Origin of the sequence: Luteitalea sp. TBR-22 (assembly GCF_016865485.1) — a bacterium.
Classification (GTDB): domain Bacteria; phylum Acidobacteriota; class Vicinamibacteria; order Vicinamibacterales; family Vicinamibacteraceae; genus Luteitalea.
The window spans coordinates 5,552,050-5,574,978 of record NZ_AP024452.1 but is presented as its reverse complement, the minus strand read 5'-3'; the positions used below and the strand labels follow the sequence as shown (position 1 = coordinate 5,574,978).

8 protein-coding genes are annotated in these 22,929 nt (G+C 71.9%); 3 read left to right on the top strand and 5 right to left on the bottom strand.

Annotation, left to right across the window (positions count from 1 at the left end):
- Positions 1 to 86 precede the first annotated feature (86 nt).
- A complete protein-coding gene (gene creD / locus TBR22_RS22965; protein ID WP_239490172.1) occupies positions 87 to 1,448 on the top strand; it encodes a cell envelope integrity protein CreD in 1,362 nt (453 codons plus the stop codon).
- Positions 1,449 to 1,683: 235 nt separating this feature from the next.
- A complete protein-coding gene (locus TBR22_RS26840; protein WP_305068752.1) occupies positions 1,684 to 10,197 on the top strand; it encodes a GH36-type glycosyl hydrolase domain-containing protein in 8,514 nt (2,837 codons plus the stop codon).
- On the opposite strand, the gene TBR22_RS22955 is transcribed toward TBR22_RS26840, so the two are convergent.
- On the bottom strand, positions 10,178 to 12,262 hold the full coding sequence (locus TBR22_RS22955; protein WP_239490171.1) for a transporter substrate-binding domain-containing protein: 2,085 nt from the start codon (positions 12,260 to 12,262) through the stop codon (positions 10,178 to 10,180). The two genes, TBR22_RS26840 and TBR22_RS22955, sit on opposite strands and share 20 nt — an antisense overlap.
- 274 nt (positions 12,263 to 12,536) lie before the next feature.
- Here TBR22_RS22955 and TBR22_RS22950 point away from each other — a divergent pair, with 274 nt between their 5' ends.
- Positions 12,537 to 14,282, top strand: coding sequence for an amidohydrolase (locus tag TBR22_RS22950; RefSeq protein ID WP_239490170.1), 1,746 nt, complete (start codon positions 12,537 to 12,539; stop codon positions 14,280 to 14,282).
- Positions 14,283 to 14,327: 45 nt separating this feature from the next.
- Here TBR22_RS22950 and TBR22_RS22945 read toward each other — a convergent pair whose 3' ends face one another.
- From TBR22_RS22945 to TBR22_RS22930, 4 genes are all read right to left on the bottom strand, one after another.
- Complete coding sequence (locus TBR22_RS22945; protein WP_239490169.1) at positions 14,328 to 16,409, bottom strand: ATP-binding protein; 2,082 nt, start codon at positions 16,407 to 16,409, stop codon at positions 14,328 to 14,330.
- Between the two features lie 91 nt (positions 16,410 to 16,500).
- The gene (locus TBR22_RS22940) at positions 16,501 to 18,051 is read right to left on the bottom strand and encodes a c-type cytochrome domain-containing protein (RefSeq protein ID WP_239490168.1); all 1,551 of its coding nucleotides are present in this window, start codon (positions 18,049 to 18,051) and stop codon (positions 16,501 to 16,503) included.
- A 4-nt stretch (positions 18,052 to 18,055) separates the two neighbouring features.
- On the bottom strand, positions 18,056 to 19,540 hold the full coding sequence (locus TBR22_RS22935) for a DUF1501 domain-containing protein (RefSeq protein WP_239490167.1): 1,485 nt from the start codon (positions 19,538 to 19,540) through the stop codon (positions 18,056 to 18,058).
- Positions 19,537 to 22,833 (bottom strand): DUF1553 domain-containing protein, encoded by a 3,297-nt coding sequence (locus tag TBR22_RS22930; protein WP_239490166.1) that lies wholly within the window; start codon positions 22,831 to 22,833, stop codon positions 19,537 to 19,539. The genes TBR22_RS22935 and TBR22_RS22930 overlap by 4 nt, the downstream gene beginning before the upstream one ends.
- Positions 22,834 to 22,929: the final 96 nt, after the last annotated feature.

Sequence of the window (22,929 nt, the reverse complement as noted above, 5' to 3'; positions counted from 1 at the left end):
CGCGGTCATCGTCGTCGCCGACGCTCGAGGAGGAAGCACAAGGGAGAGGGCGCGGTGTCCCACCGCGCCGTGAGCAAGGAGATCGCATGCTGCAACGGTCGGTGCTGGCCAGGATGGTCGTGATGGGCGCGTTGCTGCTCGTGCTGATGGTGCCGCTGGCGATGACGCGCGGCATCATCGTGGAGCGCACGGTCCGCCGCGACGAGGTCGCCGCGGACATCAGCCGCACCTGGGGCGATCGGCAGGTGCTCGTGGGGCCGATCCTGTCGGTGCCGTACCGTTTCGTGGTCCGCGAGGCGCGCGAGGTCGACCGCCTCCCCCGCGACGTCGTCCGCGTCGGCCGGCTCATGGTCCTGCCGGCCACCCTCGAGGCGAGTGGGCGCCTCGACCCCGAGGTGCGCGCGCGGGGACCGTTCTCCGCCGTCGTCTACACCGCCCGCCTCGTGCTGCGCGGCAGGTTCGCCTCGATCGACACGTCGGTCATCCCCGAGGCCGCCGCCGTCGCCTGGGAGGATGCCACCGTGAGCCTTGGTGTCACCGACCCGCGTGGCATCGCCCCGGGCCTGCGGCTCGCCTGGAACGGCCGCCCGGTCGACGTCGTGCCCGGCATCGACGACGTGGCGCTCGCCGCCACCGGGGTCAGGGCGAGGCGCGTGGCCCTTCTCGAGGGGCAGCCGTCGACGTTCGAGGTGACCATCGACCTGCGTGGCACGCGCACCCTTTCGATCGTGCCCGTGGGCAACGAGACGACGCTGCGCCTGTCGTCGTCGTGGCCGCACCCGGGCTTCTCGGGCGGGCAGCTTCCGGTATCGCACGAGGTGGGGCGCGACGGCTTCGAGGCGCGCTGGCAGTCGGGCTGGTTCGCGAGGGGATTCCCGGCCGCGTGGGTGCGTGGCCAGGACGATGATCGCTCGCGTCGGGCGCGTGCCGAGGCATCGGCGATCGGCGTCGACCTCGTGCAGCCGGTGGACGTCTACCAGCAGGCCGAGCGTGCCGTGAAGTACGGGGCGCTGTTCATCGTGCTCACGCTTGCCGTGGCGTTCATCCGCGAGGTCACCAGCCGGGGGTTGGTGCACCCGGTGCAGTACCTGTTCATCGGCTTCGGGTTGTGCCTCTTCTACCTGCTTCTCGTGTCGCTGGCCGAGCACCTCGCCTTCGGGCGCGCCTATCTCATCGCGTCCGCCTCGACCGTGCTGTTGCTGTCCTGGTACTGGAGCGGCGTCCTGCGTGCGTGGCGCGCCGGGCTCTCGATGGGCGCCGCGCTCTGCGTGCTGTACGGCTACCTCTACCTGCTGTTGCGGCTCGAGGACCTCGCGCTCCTGGCGGGCGCGTCCGGGCTCTTCGTGATGCTGGCGGTCGTCATGGCGATGACGCGCCGCGTCGACTGGTTCCGCGCGCGACTCGACCCCATCCTGCCGGAGGCACCGGAGCCCACGAGCCATGGCTGACGGCGGACGTCCGTCGATGCGCGAGGATTGGAGTCATCTCGACCTGGCGTGGCTGGCGTACGCGCTGCTGACGGGGCAGGTGAAGTCGATGTCTGCGCTGCTCAGCTTGATTGACGCCAGGCCTGCCGTGTCGCTGCACGGCGTGCGACCAGTCCGCCCCACGTATCGACGTCGCACGATGCGTAGATGATGAGTTTCGCGTCGCCGATGAACGGCGCGTGTGACAATGGCCGTCTTGGCCACCCCCGTACGAGGCGACTCGCTCGATCTCGGAGGGTTGCAGGCCGCGGCCAGGCAACTCGCGGCAGAGCTGCGTCCCGTCACCCCGCGCAGTCGTCCATGGCAGCGCGCGACCCACCTGCGACGCCTCGATCGGCAGGCGCGCGCGCTCGCCCACGCCTATCAGGTCGTCGCCGACGACGCCCGTCGCGCCGAGCCGGTGTCGCCGGCGGGCGAGTGGCTGCTGGACAACTTCCACCTCATCGCCAACGAGGTGCGCAGCATCCACCACGACCTGCCGCAGGGCTACTATCGCCGGCTCCCGAAGGCACGCTGGGGCGATGCGCCGCGTCCGGCGCGCATCGAGGTCATGGCGATCGAGGCCGTCCGCCACAGCGACGGCCGGCTCGACGCCGAGCGGTTGCGGGAGTTCATCGAGGCGTTCCAGTCGGTGGCGCCGCTGACCATCGGCGAGCTGTGGGCCTGGCCGAGCCTGCTCAAGGCGGCGGTGATCGCCTACGTGTCCGAGATTGCCGAGGGCCTCAGGCGGGCCCGCGACGAGGTGGCGCGCGCCGATGCCTGCCTCACGGCGCTCGACGCGGGGCGCGCCGACCCGGTCACCGTAGGCCTCGACAGTCGCAGCAGCTTCCCGTTCGTCGTGCGCCTGCTGCAGCGCATCAGGGAATACGGTCCGCATGCGGCGTCGGTCCGCCGGGAACTCGACGAGTGGCTGGCGGCCCACGACATGTCCCCGGAGGACGCCATCCGCGTCGAGGGACACCGGGAGGCCGCCGATCAGGTCTCGATGGCCAATGCCATCACCAGCCTGCGCTTCTGCGCCGCCAACGACTGGAGCCGGTTCGTCGAGAGCGTCAGCCTTGTCGAGCGCGTGCTGCATCACGACCCGGCCGGCATGTACGGCCGGATGGACTTCGCCAGCCGCGATCGGTATCGCCGGTCGCTCGAGGCGCTCGCCGACGGCACCGGCGAGGGGCAACTCCTGGTGGCGCGGCAGAGCGTCGAGGCGGCCCGGCGATCCGGCGCCGGGTTCCGGAACGGCCGCGACGCCCACGTCGGGTACTACCTGATCGGCCCCGGACGCTCCTACCTCGAGGGCCAACTCGACACGTATCCGGGACTCCGCGGGCGCGCCCGTCGCTGGCTCTACCGGCATCCCACAGCGCTGTACCTCGGCAGCCTCGCGGTGGTCACCGCGACGCTGGTCGCGCTCGCGTCGGCGTATGCGTCGAGCGCCGGAGGCACCGCAGGCCTGGTCGTCCTGGCCGCCCTGCTGGCACTCGTCCCGGCGAGCGACCTGGCCACCGCGGCGGTGCATCGGGTGGCAGCCCGGCTCAGTCGCCCGCGGCGATTGCCGCGCCTCGACCTCGAGCACGGCATCCCCGAAGAGGGCCGCACGATGGTCATCGTGCCCACGCTCTTCGGCAGCGTCGACGCGGTGCGCGAGCTGCTGGGGCACCTGGAGGTGCATGCGCTGGCCAACCCCGACCCGCGCCTGCACTTCGCGCTGCTGTCGGACTTCACCGACGCCGATGCCCAGCACCTGCCCGGCGACGAGGCGATCATCGCCGAGGCGCGCGCCGGCATCGACGAACTCAACCTCCGCCACGGATGCCCCCGCCAGGACCGCTTCTATCTCTTCCATCGCGATCGGCTGTGGAACGACAAGGAATCGCGCTGGATGGGATGGGAGCGCAAGCGCGGCAAGCTCGAGGAGTTCAACCGGCTCCTCCGCGGCGCCACCGACACCAGCTTCCACCACGTTGTCGGCGACCGGTCGGTGCTGCCGGCGGTCCGCTACTGCCTCACCCTCGACAGCGACACGCGTCTCCCGCGCGATGCCGCGCGCGAGCTGCTCGGCATCATCCTGCACCCGCTGAACCAGCCCGAGGTCGACCCGGTGTCGCGTCGCGTGACGCTGGGCTACGGCATCCTGCAGCCGCGCGTCAGCGTGACGATGTCGAGCGCGGCCGGATCGCTCTTCGCGCGCGTCTACGCCGGGCACACGGGTGTGGACCCGTACACGACCGCGGTCTCCGACATCTACCAGGACCTGTTCGGCGAGGGCATCTTCGCCGGCAAGGGGCTGTACCACGTCGACGCGTTCATGGCGACACTGGCCGGACGCGTGCCGGAGAACGCGCTGCTGTCGCACGACCTGTTCGAGGGGTTGCACGCGCGTGCCGCGCTGGTGAGCGACATCGAGCTGGTGGACGACTATCCGTCGACCGTGCTCGCGCACGTCCGGCGACAGCGCCGCTGGGTGCGGGGTGACTGGCAGATCCTGTTGTGGCTGTTCCCGTGGGTCCCGACGACGACCGGGATGGCTCGCAACCAGCTTCCCCTGATCAGTCGGTGGAAGATCTTCGACAACCTCCGTCGCAGTCTGGTGCCGCCGGCCCTGCTCGCCCTCCTGGTCGCCGGCTGGACGGTGCTGCCGGGACGGCCGGTCGTGTGGACGGCCATGGCGCTGGGCGTGGTGGGCGCGGCCACGCTGCTGGCGCTGGCGCGCTTCGTTGCGGCGCCCCTCCATGGCCTGTCGGTGGGGGTCTTCCTGCGGGCGGTGAACGACGATGTCCGCACGGCCGCGGCGCAGGCGCTGCTGGCCCTGATGCTGTTGCCCTTCCACGCGTGGGAGATGGTGAGGGCCATCATCCTCACGCTGGCGCGGCTGGCGATCACGCAGCGGCGCCTGCTGGAGTGGGAGACCGCGTCGAGCGTCGCGGCGGCGTCCGCGGCGCTGGGCGGGCGGGCGATGCTGCGCTCGTTCCTGGTGCAGATGGCGTCGAGCCCGGTGGCTGCCCTGATCGCGGCGATGGCGATCGGCGCCTCGCCGCGTCGGGGCTGGGCGGCGGCCTCACCGTTCCTGCTCGGATGGCTGGCGGCGCCGATCATCGCGTGGGCACTCAGCCAGCCGCGCGCCAAGCGGCGCCGGGTCCTGGCCTCGCACGAGCGGGCACAGGTGAGGCGGCTGGCCCGCAAGACGTGGCATTACTTCGAGGTGCTGGTGGGGCCCGCGGACCACTGGCTGCCACCCGACAACCTGCAGGAGGATCCGAGCCGCCAACTGGCCCGCCGCACGTCGCCGACCAACATCGGCATGAGCCTGCTGTCGGCGCTGGCGGCACACGACCTGGGCTTCATCACGACGGCCGAGCTCATCGAGCGCACGGGGCACACCCTCGACACGTGCGATCGGCTCGAGCGCCACGAGGGACACCTCCTCAACTGGTACGACACCGCCACGCTCTCCCCGCTGTCGCCGCGGTACGTGTCGACGGTGGACAGTGGCAACCTGGCGACGGCGCTGTCGACGCTCGCCTCGGGCCTGGACCAGCTCGCCGCGCGACCGGATCGTGACGCCCACCTGCGGGAAGGACTCGCCGACACCGCGGCGGTCGTGCGCGAGCTCGCGTCGGGTGGCGCGGGAACGACGTCGGCGCGGCGGGCCATCCGCGGGGTCCTCGAGCCGCTGGCGTCCCGGGTGCTGGCCATGCTGCGCGACGCGCCGGAGGGCGACCGCCTGGCATCGGCGGCCCAGGCGATCCTCGCGGACCTCGAGGTGGTGCTCGCCGGCATCCCCACCGAGTCGGGGCAGGACGCCGACGACACCGAGGGGATGCTGCGCACCTGGGCCGACGCCTTGCGCGCGGCGCTGGCGCGCGTGGCGGCGACGCGTTCGGGCGGCACGGCCAGCGACGACCAGCGTCAGCAGGACGAGCAACTGCGCGTCCTCGCGGCCCGCTGCCGCGCCCTGGCCGACGGCATGGCCTTCGGCTTCCTCTACGACCGCACGCGCCACCTCTTCGCCATCGGGTACCGCCTGGCCGACACGGAAGGTCCAGGACAGCTCGACGTCTCCTTCTACGACCTGCTGGCCTCCGAATCGCGGCTGGCGAGCTTCCACGCGATTGCCCGGGGCGACGTGCCGCAACGGCACTGGTTCCACCTGGGTCGTCGCGCGGTGAGCGTCGAGGGCGAGCCGACGCTGCTGTCGTGGAGCGCGACGATGTTCGAGTACCTGATGCCGTCGCTGTTGATGCGCTCGTTCCCGGGCACCCTGCTCGACACCACCAACACGGGGGCGATCGCGCGCCAGGTGCAGTACGGGCGCCAGCGGGGCGTGCCCTGGGGCATCTCGGAATCGGCCTACAACGTCCGCGATCGACACGACACCTACCAGTACAAGGCGTTCGGCGTGCCGGGCCTGGGCTTCAAGCGGGGCCTGGCCGACGACCTCGTCGTCGCGCCGTACGCGACCGCGCTCGCGCTCCCGCTGGCGCCGGAGGCAGCGCTGCGCAACCTCGCGCGCCTGTCGGCCGCGGGCGCCGACGGGGGCTTCGGGTACTACGAGGCGATCGACTACACGCACCGCGGTCCCGCGCTCGACGAGGCGGCCGCCACCACTGCGCCGCAGGGCGTCGTCGTCCGCACGTACATGGCGCATCACCAGGGCATGACGCTGCTGGCCGCCACCAACGCGCTGCTCGACGACGTCATGGTGGAACGCTTCCACGCCGACTCGCGCGTCAAGGCCACCGAACTGCTGCTGCAGGAGCGCGTGCCCCGCCAGGCCGCCTCCGCGCCGCCCCGCCCGGCCGACCTGACCCGCACCCCCTGGACGCCGCCGAGCATCCCGCTGCGGCGGTTCCGGTCGCCGCACACGTTCGATCCGCACGCGCAGTTCCTGTCCAACGGCTCGTTCGTCACGGTGGTCACCGCCGCCGGGGGCGGGTACAGCCGCTGGCGCGATCTGGCCATCACGCGGGCCCGCGAGGACCGGACGACGGACGTCGGCAGCGAGTGCGTCTACCTGCGCGACGTCAGGTCCGGTGTCGTGTGGTCGCCGACCTGGTTCCCGACGATGCGCGAGCCGGACGACTGCTTCGTCACCTTCGCCTCCGACAAGGCGGTCTACCGCGGCTCGGACGAGGACATCGAGTCGATGCTCGAGGTGGTCGTGGCCGCCGGCGACGATGTCGAGGTGCGTCGGCTGTCGCTCACCAATCGCAGCGACCGCGTCCGCGAGATCGAGGTGACCAGCTACGCCGAGATCGTGCTCGGTCGCGCCGAGGACGACTTCGCCCACCCGGCGTTCGGCAAGCTGTTCGTGCAGACCGAGTACCTGCCCGAGACCACGACGCTGATCTGCAGCCGCCGGCCGCGCGCCGAGGACGAGCCGCGCGTCTGGGTGTTCCACGTGCTGAGCCTCGACGGCCACAGCTCGTCGCAGACCGAGTGGGAGACCAGCCGCGCGCGCTTCCTCGGACGGGGACGCACGATGGCGGCGCCACGGGCGCTCGACGGGCGATCGCTGAGCGGCACGACCGGCGCGGTGCTCGATCCGGTCGTCAGCCTGCGCCAGCGGGTGCGCCTCGAGCCCGGTGGCTTCGCCCGGCTCGCGTTCGCGACCGGCGCGGCCGACACGCGCGAGGGCGCGCTGGCGCTCGCTCGCCGCTACCACGACCGCGGCGCGGCGACCCGGGCCGGGTCGATGGCCTTCACGCACAGCCAGATGCTGGTACGGCACCTCGGCATCTCGAGCGACCTCGCGCGCCAGTACGATCGCCTCGCCTCGCGGGTGCTGTACCTCGATCAGTCCCTGCGCGCGACGCCCGAGGCGCTGGCGGAGAACACGCTCGGGCAGTCCGGGCTCTGGGCGCACGGCATCTCCGGCGACCTGCCGGTGCTGCTCGTGCGGGTGCAGGAGGCCGACGATCTCCGGCTGGTGCGACAGGTACTGCAGGCGCAGGAGTACTGGCGCGTGAAGGGACTCCGCGCCGACGTGGTGATCCTGAACGAGCATCCCGCCGACTATCTCGATCAGGTGCACGAGGGGCTCTCGAGCCTCATCGCCGGCGGGTCGTGGGGCGCGTGGCGCGACAAGGCCGGCGGCGTGTTCCTCCTGCGCGCCGAGGCGCTCGCGGCTGCCGACCGCGCGCTGCTCATCGCCGTGGCGCGCGCCGTGCTGGTGGGCAGCCGCGGGGAACTCTCCGAGCAGCTCGACCGCCCGTCGCCGCCACCGACCCCGCCGCGGCGTCGGACGACGCCGCTCGACGTGCCTGAGGAGGACGATGTGCCGCTGTCGCCGGGGCTGCCGCCGTTGCTCATGTTCAACGGCCTCGGCGGTTTCAGCGATGACGGCCGGGAGTACGTGATCGCGCTGCGCGACGAGGTGGAGACGCCGGCGCCGTGGTCCAACATCCTCGCCAACCCGGACTTCGGCACGCTGGTCACCGCGTCGGGTGCGTCGTTCACGTGGTCGATCAACAGCCGCGAGCATCGGCTGACGCCGTTCGACAACGATGCGGTGTCGGAAGGGACCTCGGAGGCGATCTTCATCCGCGACGACGACACCGGCGCGTGCTGGGGCGCGACGCCTGCGCCGTTGCCGCGCCGGCCGGGTGACGCCTGGCAGGTCAGGCACGGCGCCGGCGTGAGCACCTTCGAGCGGGTGACCGCGCGTCTGCGGCAGCGGCTCGAGGTCTTCGTGGATGCCGCGGCGCCGGTGAAGACGTCGGTGCTCACGCTCACCAACACGTCGGCGCGCCCACGGCGGCTGAGCCTCTTCGGGTACAACGCGTGGGTGCTCGGGCCGCCACGTCCCGGCATGCAGCGGACCGTGGTCACCGGCCGCGACGTGACCACCGGGGCGATCGTCGCCGCCAATCCCTGGGTCGCCGAGTACGCGACCCGCGTCGCCTTTGCGTGGTGCAGCGAGCCGGTGCGATCGATGACCGGCGATCGTGGCGAGTTCATCGGCCGCAACGGCTCGATCTCGGCCCCCGCCGGGCTGGCCACCGATGCGCTCTCCAACCGTCTCGGCGCCGGGCTCGATCCATGCGCCGCCCTGCACGCCGGGATCCGCCTCGAGCCCGGGGAGACCCGTCGCGTCGTGTTCCTCCTGGGCGAGGGCGCGTCGGTCGAGGAGGTGCACGCCCTGGTCGCCCGCTGCGGCGATGTGGCCAGCGCCGCCGAGCGCCTCCGACGAGTGCACACCCTGTGGGAGGACCTGCTGGGCGCCGTGCACGTGCAGACGCCCGACGACTCGCTCGACCTGGTGCTGAACCACTGGCTGCTGTACCAGGCCGTCGCCTCGCGGCTGTGGGGGCGCACCGGGTTCCACCAGCCCGGTGGCGCCTTCGGCTTCCGCGACCAGTTGCAGGACGTGATGGCGCTGGCCTTCAGCCGCACCGACCTGTACCGGCAGCAGATCCTGCTCGCCGCGAGCCGCCAGTTCGTCGAGGGCGACGTGCAGCACTGGTGGCATCCGCCGACCGGCCGGGGCACGCGCACGCGGTGCTCCGACGACCTGCTCTGGTTGCCCTACGTCGTGGCGCAGTACGTCGAGGCGACCGGCGATCGGGCCATCCTCGACGAGCGGGTGCCGTTCCTCGAGGCCCCGCCCCTCGCCCCGGGACAGCACGAGCTCTACGACCTGCCGGCCGTGTCGCGGGTCGAGGGATCGCTGTACGAGCACTGCGTGCGTGCCGTCGATCGCGGCCTCTCGTCGGGGGTGCACGGCCTGCCGCTGATGGGCATCGGCGACTGGAACGACGGGATGAACCGCGTCGGCCACGAGGGTCGTGGCGAGAGCGTGTGGCTGGGGTGGTTCCTGCACGCCGTGCTGACGCGCTTCGGTGCCGTGGCGAGCCAGAGTGGTGACGACGCGCGCGCCTCGCGGTACCAGGCCGAGGCGCATCGTCTCGTCAGGGCGCTCGAGCTCTCCTGGGACGGACAGTGGTACCGGCGCGGCTACTACGACGACGGCACGCCGCTCGGCTCATCGAGCAGCGAGGAATGTCGCATCGACTCGATCAGCCAGTCGTGGGCCGTGCTGTCTGGCGCCGCCTCGCCGCGCCGGGCGGCGCGCGCCATGGACGCCGTCCGCACCCACCTGGTGCGGCGCGATGCGGGCCTGATCCTGCTGCTGACGCCGCCCTTCGACCACGCCGCCAAGGATCCGGGGTACATCAAGGGCTACATCCCCGGCATCCGCGAGAACGGCGGGCAGTACACGCACGCGGCGCTGTGGACGCTCATGGCGCTGTCGCGCATGGGGTACGGCGACGAGGTCGTCGAGCTGTTCCACCTCCTCAACCCCGTGAACCACACGCGTGACGCGACCGGCGTCGAGCGCTACGTCACCGAGCCCTACGTCCTCGATGGCGACGTCTACGCGCATCCCGAGCACATGGGGCGCGGCGGTTGGTCGTGGTACACCGGGGCCGCCGGATGGATGTACCGCACCGGGCTGGAGAGCATCCTCGGGCTGCAGCGACACGGAGACGTCTTCACCGTCTCGCCGTGCATCCCCTCGGCCTGGCCCGGGTACACGATCGACTGGCGAATCGGCTCGTGCCGCTACCACATCGCGGTGGACAACCCGGAGCATCGCAGCACCGGGGTGGCGTCGGTGACGCTCGACGGCGTGCCGGTCGAGCAGGGGCGCATCCCGATCCTCGACGACGGGCAGGCCCATCGGGTGGTCGTCACGCTCGGGGAGGGGTAGTCGGCGGGCGCCCGGTCAGGGCGCCCACGGCCTCGAGCAACTGCGTCGGCGTGAACGGCTTGGGCAGCATCCGCGTGCCCGAGAGATCGCCAGCAGCGTCGACGTCGTCGGCGTGGCCCGAGGTGAACAGGAACGGCACGGCCAGCCCCAGTTGGCGCGCCTGCGCCAGCAGTGACGGCCCGGAGACGCGCGGCATCAGCACGTCGCTCACCACGAGCGACACCTGCTCGCCGCGGGCCTGCAGCAGGGTCAGCGCCTCGCCGCCGTCGGCGGCGCTCAGGACGTGGTAGCCGGCGCCGGCGAGCACCCGGGTCATCAGCGTGCGGAGTTCCTCGCGGTCCTCGACGACGAGCACGGTGTGCGTGGCCGCGGCAGTCCCGGCCGCGTCGTCGCGCGACGGGGAGAGGTCGGCGCCGGTGACCAGCGGCCAGCGGATCTCGAAGCGCGTGCCCCGGCCGATCTCGCTGCTCACGCCGATCGTGCCTCCCGACTCGGCGACGATGTCGCGCACGACCGACAGCCCGAGTCCGGTGCCGCGCGCGGGTCCCTTGGTGGTGAAGAAGGGCTCGAACACGCGCGCGCACACGTCCTGCGGCATGCCGGCGCCGCAGTCCTCGAAGGCGAGGCACACCACCGACGCCGCATCGGCCGCAGACTCGCGGAACGTGGCGATGCGGATGCTGCCGCCCTCCGGCATCGCATCCCGCGCGTTGGCCGCCAGGTTGAGCAGCACGCGGGAGAACTGTCCCGGGTCCATGAAGATCCGCGCGTCGCCCGCCTGCAGGTCGAGCGTGATGCGGACCGGCTCCCCCAGCAACTGCCGGAGCATCGGCTGCAGGTTCTCGACCTGCGCGTGCACGGCCAGCTCGCGCGGCTCGGTCACCTCCTTCCGCCCGAGGGCGAGCAGGTGGCGCACCAGGTCGCTGGCCCGCTCGCCCGCCTTGCGGATCTGCTGCAGGGCGTCGTTGACGAGCGGATCGGCATGGGCGCGGTCGGCCGCCACCGAGGCATAGCCGACGATGATCGTGACCAGGTTGTTGAAGTCGTGGGCGACGCCGCCGGTGAACTGCCCGACCAGTTCGAGGCGCTGCGCCGCTCGCAGGCGTTCCTCGAGCGCCGCCTTCTCCACGAGCGAACGACGGGCCCGCCGGTTGGCGCGCAGCAGGGCGCCGAAGAGCGCGCTCGAGCCGACCAGCGCCGCGCCGAGGACCATGGTGCCCCACGTGAACAGCCGCGTGCGTGCGCGCTCCTGCAGCAGTTCGTAGACGCCGAGGACCTCGCTGGCCGCGTGGAAGGAGTACGGCTGCACCAGCGTGCGGATGGAGCCGTCGGCGGCCATGTCGTCGATGCGCTGGCGCAGGAGGTCGGCTGCGGTTTCGTGCCCGCTGCGGGCGGCGATGGCGATGTTCAGGGTCGACCCCTGCAGCGGGTACGAGCGCAGGCGCGCCTGGCGGCAGGCCTCGCCGGGGCTGGCCATCGCCTTGGCGAGATCGGCCGCCGAGACCAGCCCCATCGGCACCTCACCCGCGCAGAGGCCCCTCGCCAGCATGGGGCCGTCGCGGTAGGGCACCAGCGTCGCCCGGGGGAAGTTGTTGGTCACCATCAACTCGGTGACCGGCAGCGCCACGGCGCCGACGCGACCCGAGTACGAGCCGGAGGGGCGCGGACCGTCGTCGCGCACCATGAGCAGGATCTCGGTGCGCAGCCACGGGTCGGTGAAGTGCAGCACGCGTCGGCGCGATTCGAGGATCGTCAGCGCCGGCCAGACGTCGACCTGTCCCGCGGCCAGAGCCGCGTCGGCGCCGCCGCGGCCGGTCACGTAGACCCACCGCACGTCCACTGCGGCCCGGCGCGCCGCTTCGGCGACGACGTCGACGTCGAGGCCGCTCGGCCGGCCGTCGGCGGCCCGGAACATGTAGGGCGGGTCGTGCGTGTAGCCGATGCGCAGCGGGCCGGACGTGCTCGTCGTCGCGGCGCTGCCGCGCCCGACCCAGAACACCAGGCCGATGCTGGCGACCACCGCACCGGCCGAGACGGCCCACCAATGGGAAGAGGGGCGTGGCATCGCGCGAGTCGGACGTGGAGCGGACCAGCGGCATCCACGCCGAGGCAGACGGCCTCAGCCTACGTCAATAGCTCAGCCGCATAAAGTGAAATGTTGGGGTCGTTCTACTCACGCCGGATCCGGCGGACTCGCCCCGTTCGGGCCCCCCTCGGAGGCGCAGGCGGGGCGGAGGACGGGAGGCGGCGGGAGCGCTGTCGGTGTGGCCCCAACCAAGGTCTAGATGCCCGCGCGCGCATGCGTCGCTAGGCTGAGCTTCTTGCTCCCGGAGAGGTTCATGTCCCGTCGTGTGCGTGCGTGTGTCGTCGGTCTCGCCCTGGCTTCCCTGGTCTCGGGCTGCCGGCAATCCCAGTCGTCCCCTGCGTCCCCGGTCCCTGTCGACGAGCGGCAGGCCGCCGACACCATCTACACCGGCGGCGACATCGTGACCGTCGACCGCAACCAGCCCGAGGCCGAGGCCCTGGCCGTGAAGGACGGCCGCATCGTCGCCGTCGGGTCGCGCGCGCAGGTGGAGGCGGCCCACAAGGGCGCGGCCACGCAGGTGGTGGACCTTGCCGGCAGGACCCTCATCCCGGCCTTTCTCGACGCGCACAGCCATTACTACAGCGCGCTCGGCGTGGCCAACCAGGCCAACGTCTACCCGCCGCCGGCCGGACCCGGGAAGGACCCGGCCAGCATCGTCGCGGCGCTCGTGAAGTTCCGGGACGAGCGGAAGATCCCGGCAGGCGAGGTCATCCAGGCCTACGGCTACGACGACACCGCCATGCCGAAGGGCGACCTGCTGAACCGCGATCACCTCGACGCCGCGTTCCCCGACAACCCCGTGCTCGTGCAGCACGTGTCGATGCACGGCGCGGTGCTCAACTCGGCGGCCTTGAAGAAGTGGAACATCTCCGCGGCCACCCGGACGCCGCCGGGCGGCGTGATCGTGCGCAAGCCGGGTACGCAGGAGCCGTACGGACTGCTGATGGAGACGGCGTTCCTGCCGATCTTCGCGTCGTTGCCCAAGCCGACGGCCGAGCAGGCGGTCGACTGGACGAAGGCGGCGCAGCAGCTCTACGCCAGTCACGGCGTGACCACGGCGCACGAGGGCGCCACGCACGCCGGCGACCTCGCCGTGATGAAGCGCGCGGCCGCGGCCGGCGCCAACAGCATCGACGTCATCGCCTATCCGTTCATCACCGATCTCGACGAGGTGCTGAAGGCCTACCCGGTGGGCACGTGGGGCACGTACGAACAGCGCCTCAAGATCGGCGGCGTGAAGATCACGATCGACGGGTCGCCGCAGGGCCGCACCGCCGCGTTCACCACGCCGTACCTGACCGGTGGCCCCGGTGGCGAGAAGAACTGGAAGGGCGAGCTCACGTTCCCCGAGGCCACCATCACGCAGATGGTCAGGCGGGTGTACGCGCTGGGCGTGCCGCTGAACCTGCACGCCAACGGCGACGCCGCAATCGACGCCTTCCTGAGGGTGCACGAGGCCGTGGCCGGCCCCGATCTCACCAGGGACCGCCACGTGACGCTGATCCACGCGCAGTTCACGCGCAAGGATCACCTCGACAAGTTCGCGAAATACAAGCTGGTGCCTTCGTTCTACACGCTGCACACCTACTACTTCGCCGACGCCCACGTCGCCAACCGCGGCGCCGCCGCCGCGGCCTACATCAGCCCGATGCGCGACGCGCTGGCGCGGGGCCTGCGGCCCACCAACCACACCGACTTCGTGGTGGCGCCGCTCGACCAGCTGTTCATGATGTGGTCGGCCGTCAACCGCGAGTCGCGCGGCGGCCAGTCGATCGGTCCCGATCAGCGCATCACGCCGCTCGAGGCCCTCGAGGCGCAGACGATCAACGTCGCCTACCAGTACGGCGAGCAGGACCTCAAGGGCTCGCTCGCCCCCGGGAAGCTGGCCGACCTCGTGATCCTGGACAGGAACCCGCTGAAGGTCGCCCCGGCCGCCATCAAGGACGTGCGGGTGGTCGAGACGATCAAGGAAGGGAAGCGCATCTACACGCGCCGGTGACGCCGGGCAGGCGGTCCCTCGACATCCGGGACTGCCGACGTGCCGTCAGCGAGCGGCGATCAGGCGATTGACGGCCTCGAGCAGCTGCGCGGTCGCGAAGGGCTTGGCGAGCAGGTGCGCGCCGCTCGCCTCGACGGCGGCCGCGTGCTCCTCGGCGTGCCCGCTGGTGAAGAGGAACGGTGCCGTCACTCCGGCGGCTCGCGCCTGCTCGAGCAACGTGACACCGGACATGCGCGGCATCACAATGTCGCTGACGACCAGGCCGATCCGCGAGCCGTGCGCCTGCAGGAGCGCCAATCCCTCCGGCCCACCCTCGGCGGTGAGCACCTGATGGCCGGCGGCGCTGAGGACGCGCCTCACCAGCTCGCGCAACTCGGGTCGATCGTCGACGACGAGCACCAGGCTCGTCGTCGGTGGCGGCGCCAGCGTCGACGGCGGGTCCGGCTGCCGCGATTCGGTGACCGCCTCGGCCGCCCCGGCCAGAGGCCACCGGATCTCGAACCGCGTGCCGCGCCCTGGGGCGCTGACGACGGCGATCGTGCCGCCGGCGTCCTGCACGATGCCGTGGACCACCGACAGGCCCAGCCCCGTGCCTCGCCCCGGGTCCTTCGTGGTGAAGAAGGGCTCGAACGCGTGGGCCTGCACCTCGGCCGGCATGCCGCAGCCGGTGTCCTCGATGGCCAGGCACAGCACCTGCCCGCCCAGTCGCTCGTCCTCGGCGTTCCTGGTGGTGAGGCGCAGTTGGCCGCCGTCGGGCATCGCGTCGCCGGCGTTGGCGGCCAGGTTGAGCAGCACGCGGGAGAACTGCCCGGGGTCCATGAACACGCGGTCGTCCCGGGCCCCCGGCTCGCACGCCACCCGCACCTGCGGCGGCAGCAGTCGCCGCAGCATCGGCAGCAGTCCCTGCAGTTCCGCGTGCACGGCCACCACGCGCGGGGTCGCCGGCTGTTCGCGTCCCAACGCCAGCAGGTGCTTGACCAGGTCGCTGGCGCGTTCGCCCGCCTTGCGGATCTCGTCGAGCGATTCGGCGGTCGCCGGCGCGAGCGGACCCTCCCCGGCCGCGACGTCGGCGTGGCCCAGGATGACCGTCACGAGATTGTTGAAGTCGTGCGCCACCCCGCCCGTGAACTGCCCGACCAGCTCGAGCCGCTGTGCGCCCTGCAGCCGGGCCTCGAGGGCCGCCTTCTCGACCAGTGATTGCCTGGTGCGCCGGTTGGCGCGCAGCAGCGCCAGGAAGAGCGTCGTGGACCCGACGAGCGCCACCGAGAGGATGACGGTGACCCAGGTGAACAGGCGCGTCCGGGCGCGCTCCTGCAGCAGCTCGTACACGGCGAGCACCTCGCTGGCGGCCTGCAACGAGTACGGCTGCACCAGCGCGCGGATCGAGCCATCGGCGGCCATCGCGTCGATGCCGGCGCGAAGCCGGTCGGCGACGCCCTCGAAGCCCACGCGCCCGGCCACGGCGATGTCCAGCGTCGCGCCCTGCAGCGCGTACGAGCGCAGGTGCGCAGCGCGGCAAGGCCCGTCGACCGTCGACAACGCCATGGCCAGCGTGCCGGCAGAGATCAGGCCCATCGGCACGCGGCCCTCGCACACGGCCTGGGCCAGCTCGGGGCCGTCCTTGTACGACACGCGCTGCGCGTGGGGGAAGTTCTGCTCGATCAGGTAGGCGGTGACCGGGAGGCTCACGACCCCGAGCGGGCCGGCGTGGTCGCGCGGCGGTCGTGCGCCGCCGTCGCGGACGACCAGCAGCACCTCGGTGCGCAGCCAGGGGGCGGTGAGGTGCAAGCGGCGGCGGCGATGCTCGAGCACCGTCAGCGCGGGCCAGACGTCGATGGTGCCCTCGGCGAGGGCGACGTCCGGATCCCCGTCGCGCTCCACGTAGTTCCACGTCAGCTCGATGCGGGCCCGTCGCGCCGCTTCGTCGAGCACGTCGATGTCCAGCCCTGCGGCCGTGCCGTCGGGGGCGCGGAACATGTACGGCGGGTCGTGCAGGTATCCGGCGCGGACGGGCGCACCGGCGGGGGGCGCAGGCCCACGGACCCACGCGGCGCCCCCGATGGCGGCGGCCAGTGCGAGGCCGCACAGCAGGAGCGTCAGCAACCGTCGACGTGAAGGGGGAGCCATCGGACCCGGGCGCGTGGCAGGGAGTCCGACCCGCCCGAGCCGTCAGCCACAGCCTACGCCCAAAGCTCAGCTGTCGGGAGGTATTTCCTTACTAGCGGGCGGCCTTCTTCACGGCCCCCCCGCCGGCCTTGCCGCCATCCCCCTCGGCGGTCATCAGCGGCTCGGGCTCCGGCGGGGCGCCGACGTTGACCTGGACCTTCCTGGCGGCGGCCTTCAGCGACTCGGCACCCGCGGAGGTCACTTGCGTCTGCCAGGCATACACGGCGCGCAGGCGCGGCAGCTTCTCCAAGGGCTTGAGCCCCGCGTCGGTGACCTGCGTCGCGTACACGTTCACCGTCTCGAGGCGCGGCAACTTCTCCAGCGGGAGCAGCGCGCGGTCGGTGATGGCCGTGCGATCGAGCGACAGGCGCCAGAGGTTCACGAGGCGCGGCAGCAGGACGGAGAGGCCCGCGTCGGTGACCTGCGTGCCCCCGAGATCGAGCCACGCGATCTGCGTCGCCAGCGGTTCCAGCGTCTTCAGCGCCGCGTCGTCGAACCCACGCGCGGCGGGTGGCGCCTTGATGACCAGCAACGACGAGTCGTCGCGCAGCGGCTCCACGCGCAGCTTCAGGGCCCGCGCTGCCGCGATCGCCTTCGGATCGCCTGGCTGGACACGGACGGAGAGGATCGCCGGCGCCGCGAAGTCCACCGGACCGAGGCGGGCGGCGATGGCCGGCTCCACGTCGGGGGTGACGGTGGCGTCGGCCAGCACCTGGTCGAAGGAGGCGCCCTGATCGATCCACCAGCGCAGCAGGGCGACGTCGGCATGCGACGGCGTCGGGTGCCCCTTCGGCGGCATGACCTTGGCGTCCGACGTCGGCAGGAAGATGCGACGCACGATCAGGCTGCCGGCGGCGCTGCCCGGTGTGACCGCGGCGCCCGACTCGCCGCCCTTCCTGATGGCCTCCGGCGAGTCGAGGCGCAGCTTGCCCGACTGGCGCGCCGGACCATGGCAGCCGACGCAGCGTGCCTCGATCGTCGGCGCGACCAGCGTCGCGAACACCTTCGTGGTGCTCAGGTCCACGGCGCCTCGCGCAGCGTCGTCCTGACGCGCACGGAACGGCAGGTGCTCGGTGAGGTAGGTCTCGCCGTGGGTGAGCGAGCCGCCGTAGTGCCCGGTGACCGTCACCAGCACCAGCGCGCCGACCAGCGACGCGGCGTACAGCGTGTGCGGTGCACGCGCCGCAGCGCCGATGCGCCACCACGCGCCGACGGTCGCGAGGAGTGCCGTCAGGCCGAGCAGCAGGCCCCATTGCTGGTGCCGTGCCACCAGCGCGGCGTCGTACTCGCCAGACGAGGAGAGCAGCAGGCCGGTGAGGATGGCGGCGATCGTGGTCAGGGCGCCGATGCCGACGATGACCAGCAGGAGGCGCTCGAGGCCGGCGCCAGCGAAGCGACGCGTGCGCGACAGCGCCTCGACGATCCCGGCCAGCAGGAGGACGCCGATCGGGAGGTGGACGATGAGCGGGTGGAACCGCCCGACGAACACCTGCAGGTCGCCGCCGGCGCTCCGCAGGCCGAGGACACCGACCGCCAGCACGACCGCGGCCAGCAGCAGCTCGCCGGACGCCACCCAGCGGGCGCGAGGGAATCGTGATAGCACGCGCTTACGCCAGGAGGGCCTTCACCACGTGCCCATGCACGTCGGTGAGGCGGTAGCGGCGGCCCTGGTGCTTGAACGTGAGCCGCTCGTGCTCGATGCCGAGCAGGTACATCAGCGTGGCCTGGAAGTCGTGGACGTGCACCGGGTCGCGCACCACGTTGTAGCCGAACTCGTCGGTCTCGCCGTAGGTGAGGCCCGCCTTGACGCCACCGCCGGCCATCCAGATGGTGAACGAGCGCGGGTGGTGATCGCGGCCGTAGTTGTCCCTGGTCAGCTTGCCCTGCGAGTAGTTCGTGCGGCCGAACTCGCCGCCCCAGATGACCAGCGTGTCCTCGAGCAATCCGCGCTGCTCGAGATCCTTGACGAGCGCGGCCGACGCCTGGTCGACCGACTGGGTCATGATCCGGATGTCCTTGGGAAGGTTGCCGTGCTGGTCCCAGCCCTGGTGATAGAGCTGGATGAAGCGCACGTCGCGCTCGGCGAGGCGGCGGGCCAGCAGGCAGTTGGCCGCGAACGTCCCCGGCGTCTTCACGTCGGGCCCGTACATCTTCAGCACGCTGTCGGGTTCGTCGGCGAAGTCCATCACCTCCGGCACCGACGTCTGCATGCGGTAGGCCATCTCGTACTGCGCGATGCGGGCGTTGATCTCGGGATCGAGCACCCGCGCGTGCTGTTCCTCCTCGAGCGCGCGGAAGGCATCGAGCATGCTGCGGCGCGTCTCGGCGCTCACGCCGTCGGGGTCGCCGAGGTACAGCACGGGATCCTTGCCGCGCCGGAACTGCACGCCCTGGTGCTGCGAGGGCAGGAAGCCGCTGCCCCAGAGCCGCGAGTACAGCGGCTGGTCGCCCTCCCGCGCCCGCGACAGCAACACGATGAATGCCGGCAGGTTGGCGTTGTCCGATCCGAGCCCGTAGGACAGCCACGAGCCGATCGACGGCCGCCCGGCCTGCTGCGTGCCGGTCTGCACGAAGGTCACCGCCGGGTCGTGGTTGATCGCCTCGGTGTGCATCGACTTGACGAAGCACAGCTTGTCGGCGATGGCGGCGGTGTGCGGCATCAGCTCGCTCACCATCGCGCCGCTCTGGCCGTGGCGGGCGAAGGTGAAGTGCGACCCGGCCAGCGGGAACTGCTTCTGGTGGGCGGTCATGCCGGTGAGGCGCTGGCCCATGCGCACCGACGCGGGCAGCTCCTCGCCGTTCATGGTCCGCAGCAGCGGCTTGTCGTCGAAGAGATCGAGCTGCGAGGGGCCACCGCTCTGGAACAGGTAGATCACGCGCTTGGCGCGCGGCACCAGGTGCGTGGCCGGCAGCACCGGCCCACCGGCCGGCGCGGCCCCCGGCACCAACGGCGCCTGGGTCGGCGAGGGGCCGCCGAAGAGTCGCGAGGGGTCGAGCAGCGACCCGAGGGCGACCGAGCCGATCCCCAGGCTGGCCGCCGACAGGAAGTGTCGCCGCGTCGCGTTGAACTTCAGATCCTCGAGGGCCTTCATCGCTTGTTCACCGCTTCGTCCGTGTTCATGATCGTGCTGGCCACCACCGTCCACGTCGCGACCTCGACGGGATCGAGCGTCCGCGCCGGGGGGTGTTCGCCGCTGGTCGCGAGCGTCCGGGCCGCCTTGGGATTGCCGGCGAACCGGGCCCGTTCCCGGTCGTGCAACGCGCGCACCGTGGCGACCTCCGACGGCCGCGGCGCCCGGCTGGTGAGCAGGCGCCAGGCCAGCGTGATCCGCGCCTCCGGCGTGTCGCCGCCCTCGAGCAACACCCGCTCGGCGAGTACCCGTGCCGCCTCGACGTACTGCACGTCGTTGAGCAGCACCAGCGCCTGCAGGGGCGTGCTCGTCCGCTGGCGCCTCACCGTGCAGAGCAGCCGCTCCGACGCGTCGAAGCTGATGGCCGATGGCGGCGGCGTCGAGCGCTTCCACACCGTGTAGAGGCTCCGGCGGTGGAGGTCGTCGCCCTTGCCTTGCGCGTAGGTCGTCGCATTGCGCGTCGCCAGTTCCTCCCACAGGCCCGGCGGCTGGTACGGGTACACGCTGGGGCCGCCGATCGTGCGCACGAGCAGGCCGCTGGCCGCCAGCGCATTGTCGCGGATCTGCTCGGCCGACAGGCGGTAGCCGGGCCCACGCGCCAGCTTCTCGTTCGCGGGGTCGATCTCGAGGGCCTGCGGCGTCGCCGCCGACGACTGGCGGTAGGTCTGCGACGTCACGATCCGGCGCAACAGGGCCTTGAGGTTCCAGCCGCTCTCGCGGAACGACACGGCCAGGTAGTCGAGCAGCTGCGGGTGCGTCGGCAGCTTGCCCTGGTTGCCGAAGTCCTCGGGGGTCGCAACCAGGCCGGTGCCGAACAGCAGCGCCCAGTAACGGTTCACGAGGACGCGCGTCGCCAGCGGGTTCTCCTTCGACACGAGCCAGCGCGCCAGGCCGAGACGGTTGCGCGGCAGCCCCTTGTCGAACCGCGGCAGCATCGCCGGCGTGTCGGCCTCGACCCTGGTCGTCGGCGCGTCGTAGGCGCCGCGCGCGAGGACGAAGGTCGGCCGCGCCCGCTCGGCAGGCAGGTCGCGCATCACCATCACCTGGGGGAGCTTCGTGATGATGGCGTTCTCCTTGCCGCGCAGCGCGCGCAGCTGGGCACGCTCGCGCTCGCCGGCCTTCGCCACCCGGAGCACCCAGTGCTCGGCCAGCTCGTCACGAGTGAACGCGCGTCGGCCAAGGCCGACGCCTACACCTGCGCCATCGGCCCCGCGCGTCGCCAGCGTCGCAACCTCGGGAGCCGTGAGCTGCGTCGGGAACACCATGAACTCGTCGATCGACGTGTCGGCGAGGTTCTCGTCGCCCCGACGGCCGAGCCTGATCGCGGAGATCCCGCCCCAGTCGCCCAGCGGCTCGCTGATGATGCTGCGCGCCAGGTTGTCGGTCATCAGGCGCGTGCGGGCCGGCGCGCCGTCGATGTAGAGGCGCAGCCCGGGGCCGCGACTCGAGCCGTCGTAGGTGACCGCCACGTGGTACCAGGTGCCGACCTTGAACGGATCGAGCGTCTCGAGCTCGAGCGAGTTGTCGGGCGCCACGTGGTGCAGGCCGGCCGTCAGGGTGCCGTCGGGCCGCAGGATCAGCTCGTAGCCGCGGTGGCCGTTCATCACCGCGCCCGACCGCGTGACGATCGGGCCGCCGACCTTGTCCTTGTCGCGGCGCAACCACAGCGCGAACGAGAACGGCTCGTTGCGCTCGAAGAAGCCGAACTTCTCGTCGCGGCCACCGAGGTCGATCTGGCTGTCGCCGACCAGCCGCACCGCGCTGCCGACCCGGCCGGGCACCACCTCGGGCGCGCGCGCCGTCTTCTTCTTGCGCTCCTCCTCGCTGCCCACCGTGCCCTTGCGCTGCGGCGTGGCGAGGTTGGCGAAGGTGTAGTCCTTCATGGCGTCGAGCGGCAGGTGCACGATGGCGCGCGGCAGCGACACGGGCGCGGCGGCCTGCTCGGCCCTGGCCAGCCACGCCTCGAACGCCGGGCCGGTGGCCAGCCTGTCGACGCGCGTCGCCTGCTCGAGCGGGCCGATGGCGGCCCGCAGCGCGGCGAGCTCGGCGTCGGCCTCCGGCGTGCTCACCGTGACCGTCGGGCTCGGCATCCCCGAGTACGGGATCTGGCCCGTCTCGTTGACGTTGTTGAAGAAGGCGAAGAGCTTGAAGTAGTCCTGCTGCAGCACCGGGTCGTACTTGTGGTCGTGGCACCGCGCGCATTGCAGCGTCAGCCCGAGGAACGCCGACCCGAACGTGTTCACGCGGTCGGCGACGTACTCGGTCCGGTACTCCTCCGAGACGATGCCGCCTTCCTGCGACTGCATGTGGTTGCGGTTGAAGGCGGTGGCCAGGCGTTGCTCCACCGTGGCGTTCGGGAGCAGGTCGCCGGCCAGCTGCCAGGTGATGAACTCGTCCACCGGCATGTTCCGGTTGAACGCCTTGATCACCCAGTCGCGCCATGGATGCATCTGCCGCATCCCGTCGTCCTGGTAGCCGTGCGAGTCGGCGTAGCGCGCCACGTCGAGCCAATCGGCCGCCATGCGCTCACCGAAGGCGGGCGAGGCGAGCAGTCGATCGACCACCTTCTCGTAGGCGTCGGGACTCGTGTCGGCAAGGAAGGCGTCCACCTCCGCCACCGTCGGGGGCAGGCCGGTGAGGTCGATCGACACGCGGCGGATCAGCGTTTCCTTCGGGGCCTCCGGCGACGGCGCGAGGCCGGTGCCGCGCAGCCCGGCGCGCACGAAGGCATCGATGGGATTGGCGGGCGACTTCAGGTCGGCGCCGGTGGGAATCGCCGGCGTCTTCGGCGCCACGAACGCCCAGTGCGGCGTCCAGGTGGCCCCCTGCTCGATCCAGCGGACGAGGGTCGCCTTCTCGACGTCGGTCAGCGACAGGTGCGAGTCTGGCACCGGCATCATCACCGCCGGATCCGTGCTCAGGATGCGGCGCACCAGCTCGCTCTTGCGCGTGCTGCCAGGCACGACGGCGCGACGGCCGTCGGCCAGGGTCGCGAACGCGCCCTCCCTGGTGTGCAGGCTCAGACCGCCCTTGCGGGCCCGGTCGTCGGGACCGTGGCAGGCGAAGCACTTGTCGGACAGGATCGGCCGGACGTGGAAGTTGAAGTCGACCTGATCGGGCACGCCGGCCACCCGTGGCGCCGCCGGGCGGCACGCGAGGCCGCCGGCCAGGACGGCGGCGAGGAAAAGCAGGGCCGCCGGGCGCCGCGCCACGCGCAGCGGGCCCGCGACGACGGGGCAAGGCTCAGGGGCCATCGGCGAGACGCACTCCAGGAACAGGTCCAGCCTATGCGATGCGTCCGGGCGGCGCAATGATCTCTCGAACGCCGAACCCGCCGCGGCTCTTGAACG

Excerpts from the sequence above, each read along its gene's own strand:
- creD (WP_239490172.1), top strand. The coding sequence starts at position 87 with ATGCTGCAACGGTCGGTGCTGGCCAGGATGGTCGTGATGGGCGCGTTG.
- TBR22_RS22955 (WP_239490171.1), bottom strand. The coding sequence starts at position 12,262 with ATGCCACGCCCCTCTTCCCATTGGTGGGCCGTCTCGGCCGGTGCGGTG.
- TBR22_RS22950 (WP_239490170.1), top strand. The coding sequence starts at position 12,537 with ATGTCCCGTCGTGTGCGTGCGTGTGTCGTCGGTCTCGCCCTGGCTTCC.
- TBR22_RS22945 (WP_239490169.1), bottom strand. The coding sequence starts at position 16,409 with ATGGCTCCCCCTTCACGTCGACGGTTGCTGACGCTCCTGCTGTGCGGC.
- TBR22_RS22935 (WP_239490167.1), bottom strand. The coding sequence starts at position 19,540 with ATGAAGGCCCTCGAGGATCTGAAGTTCAACGCGACGCGGCGACACTTC.
- TBR22_RS22930 (WP_239490166.1), bottom strand. The coding sequence starts at position 22,833 with ATGGCCCCTGAGCCTTGCCCCGTCGTCGCGGGCCCGCTGCGCGTGGCG.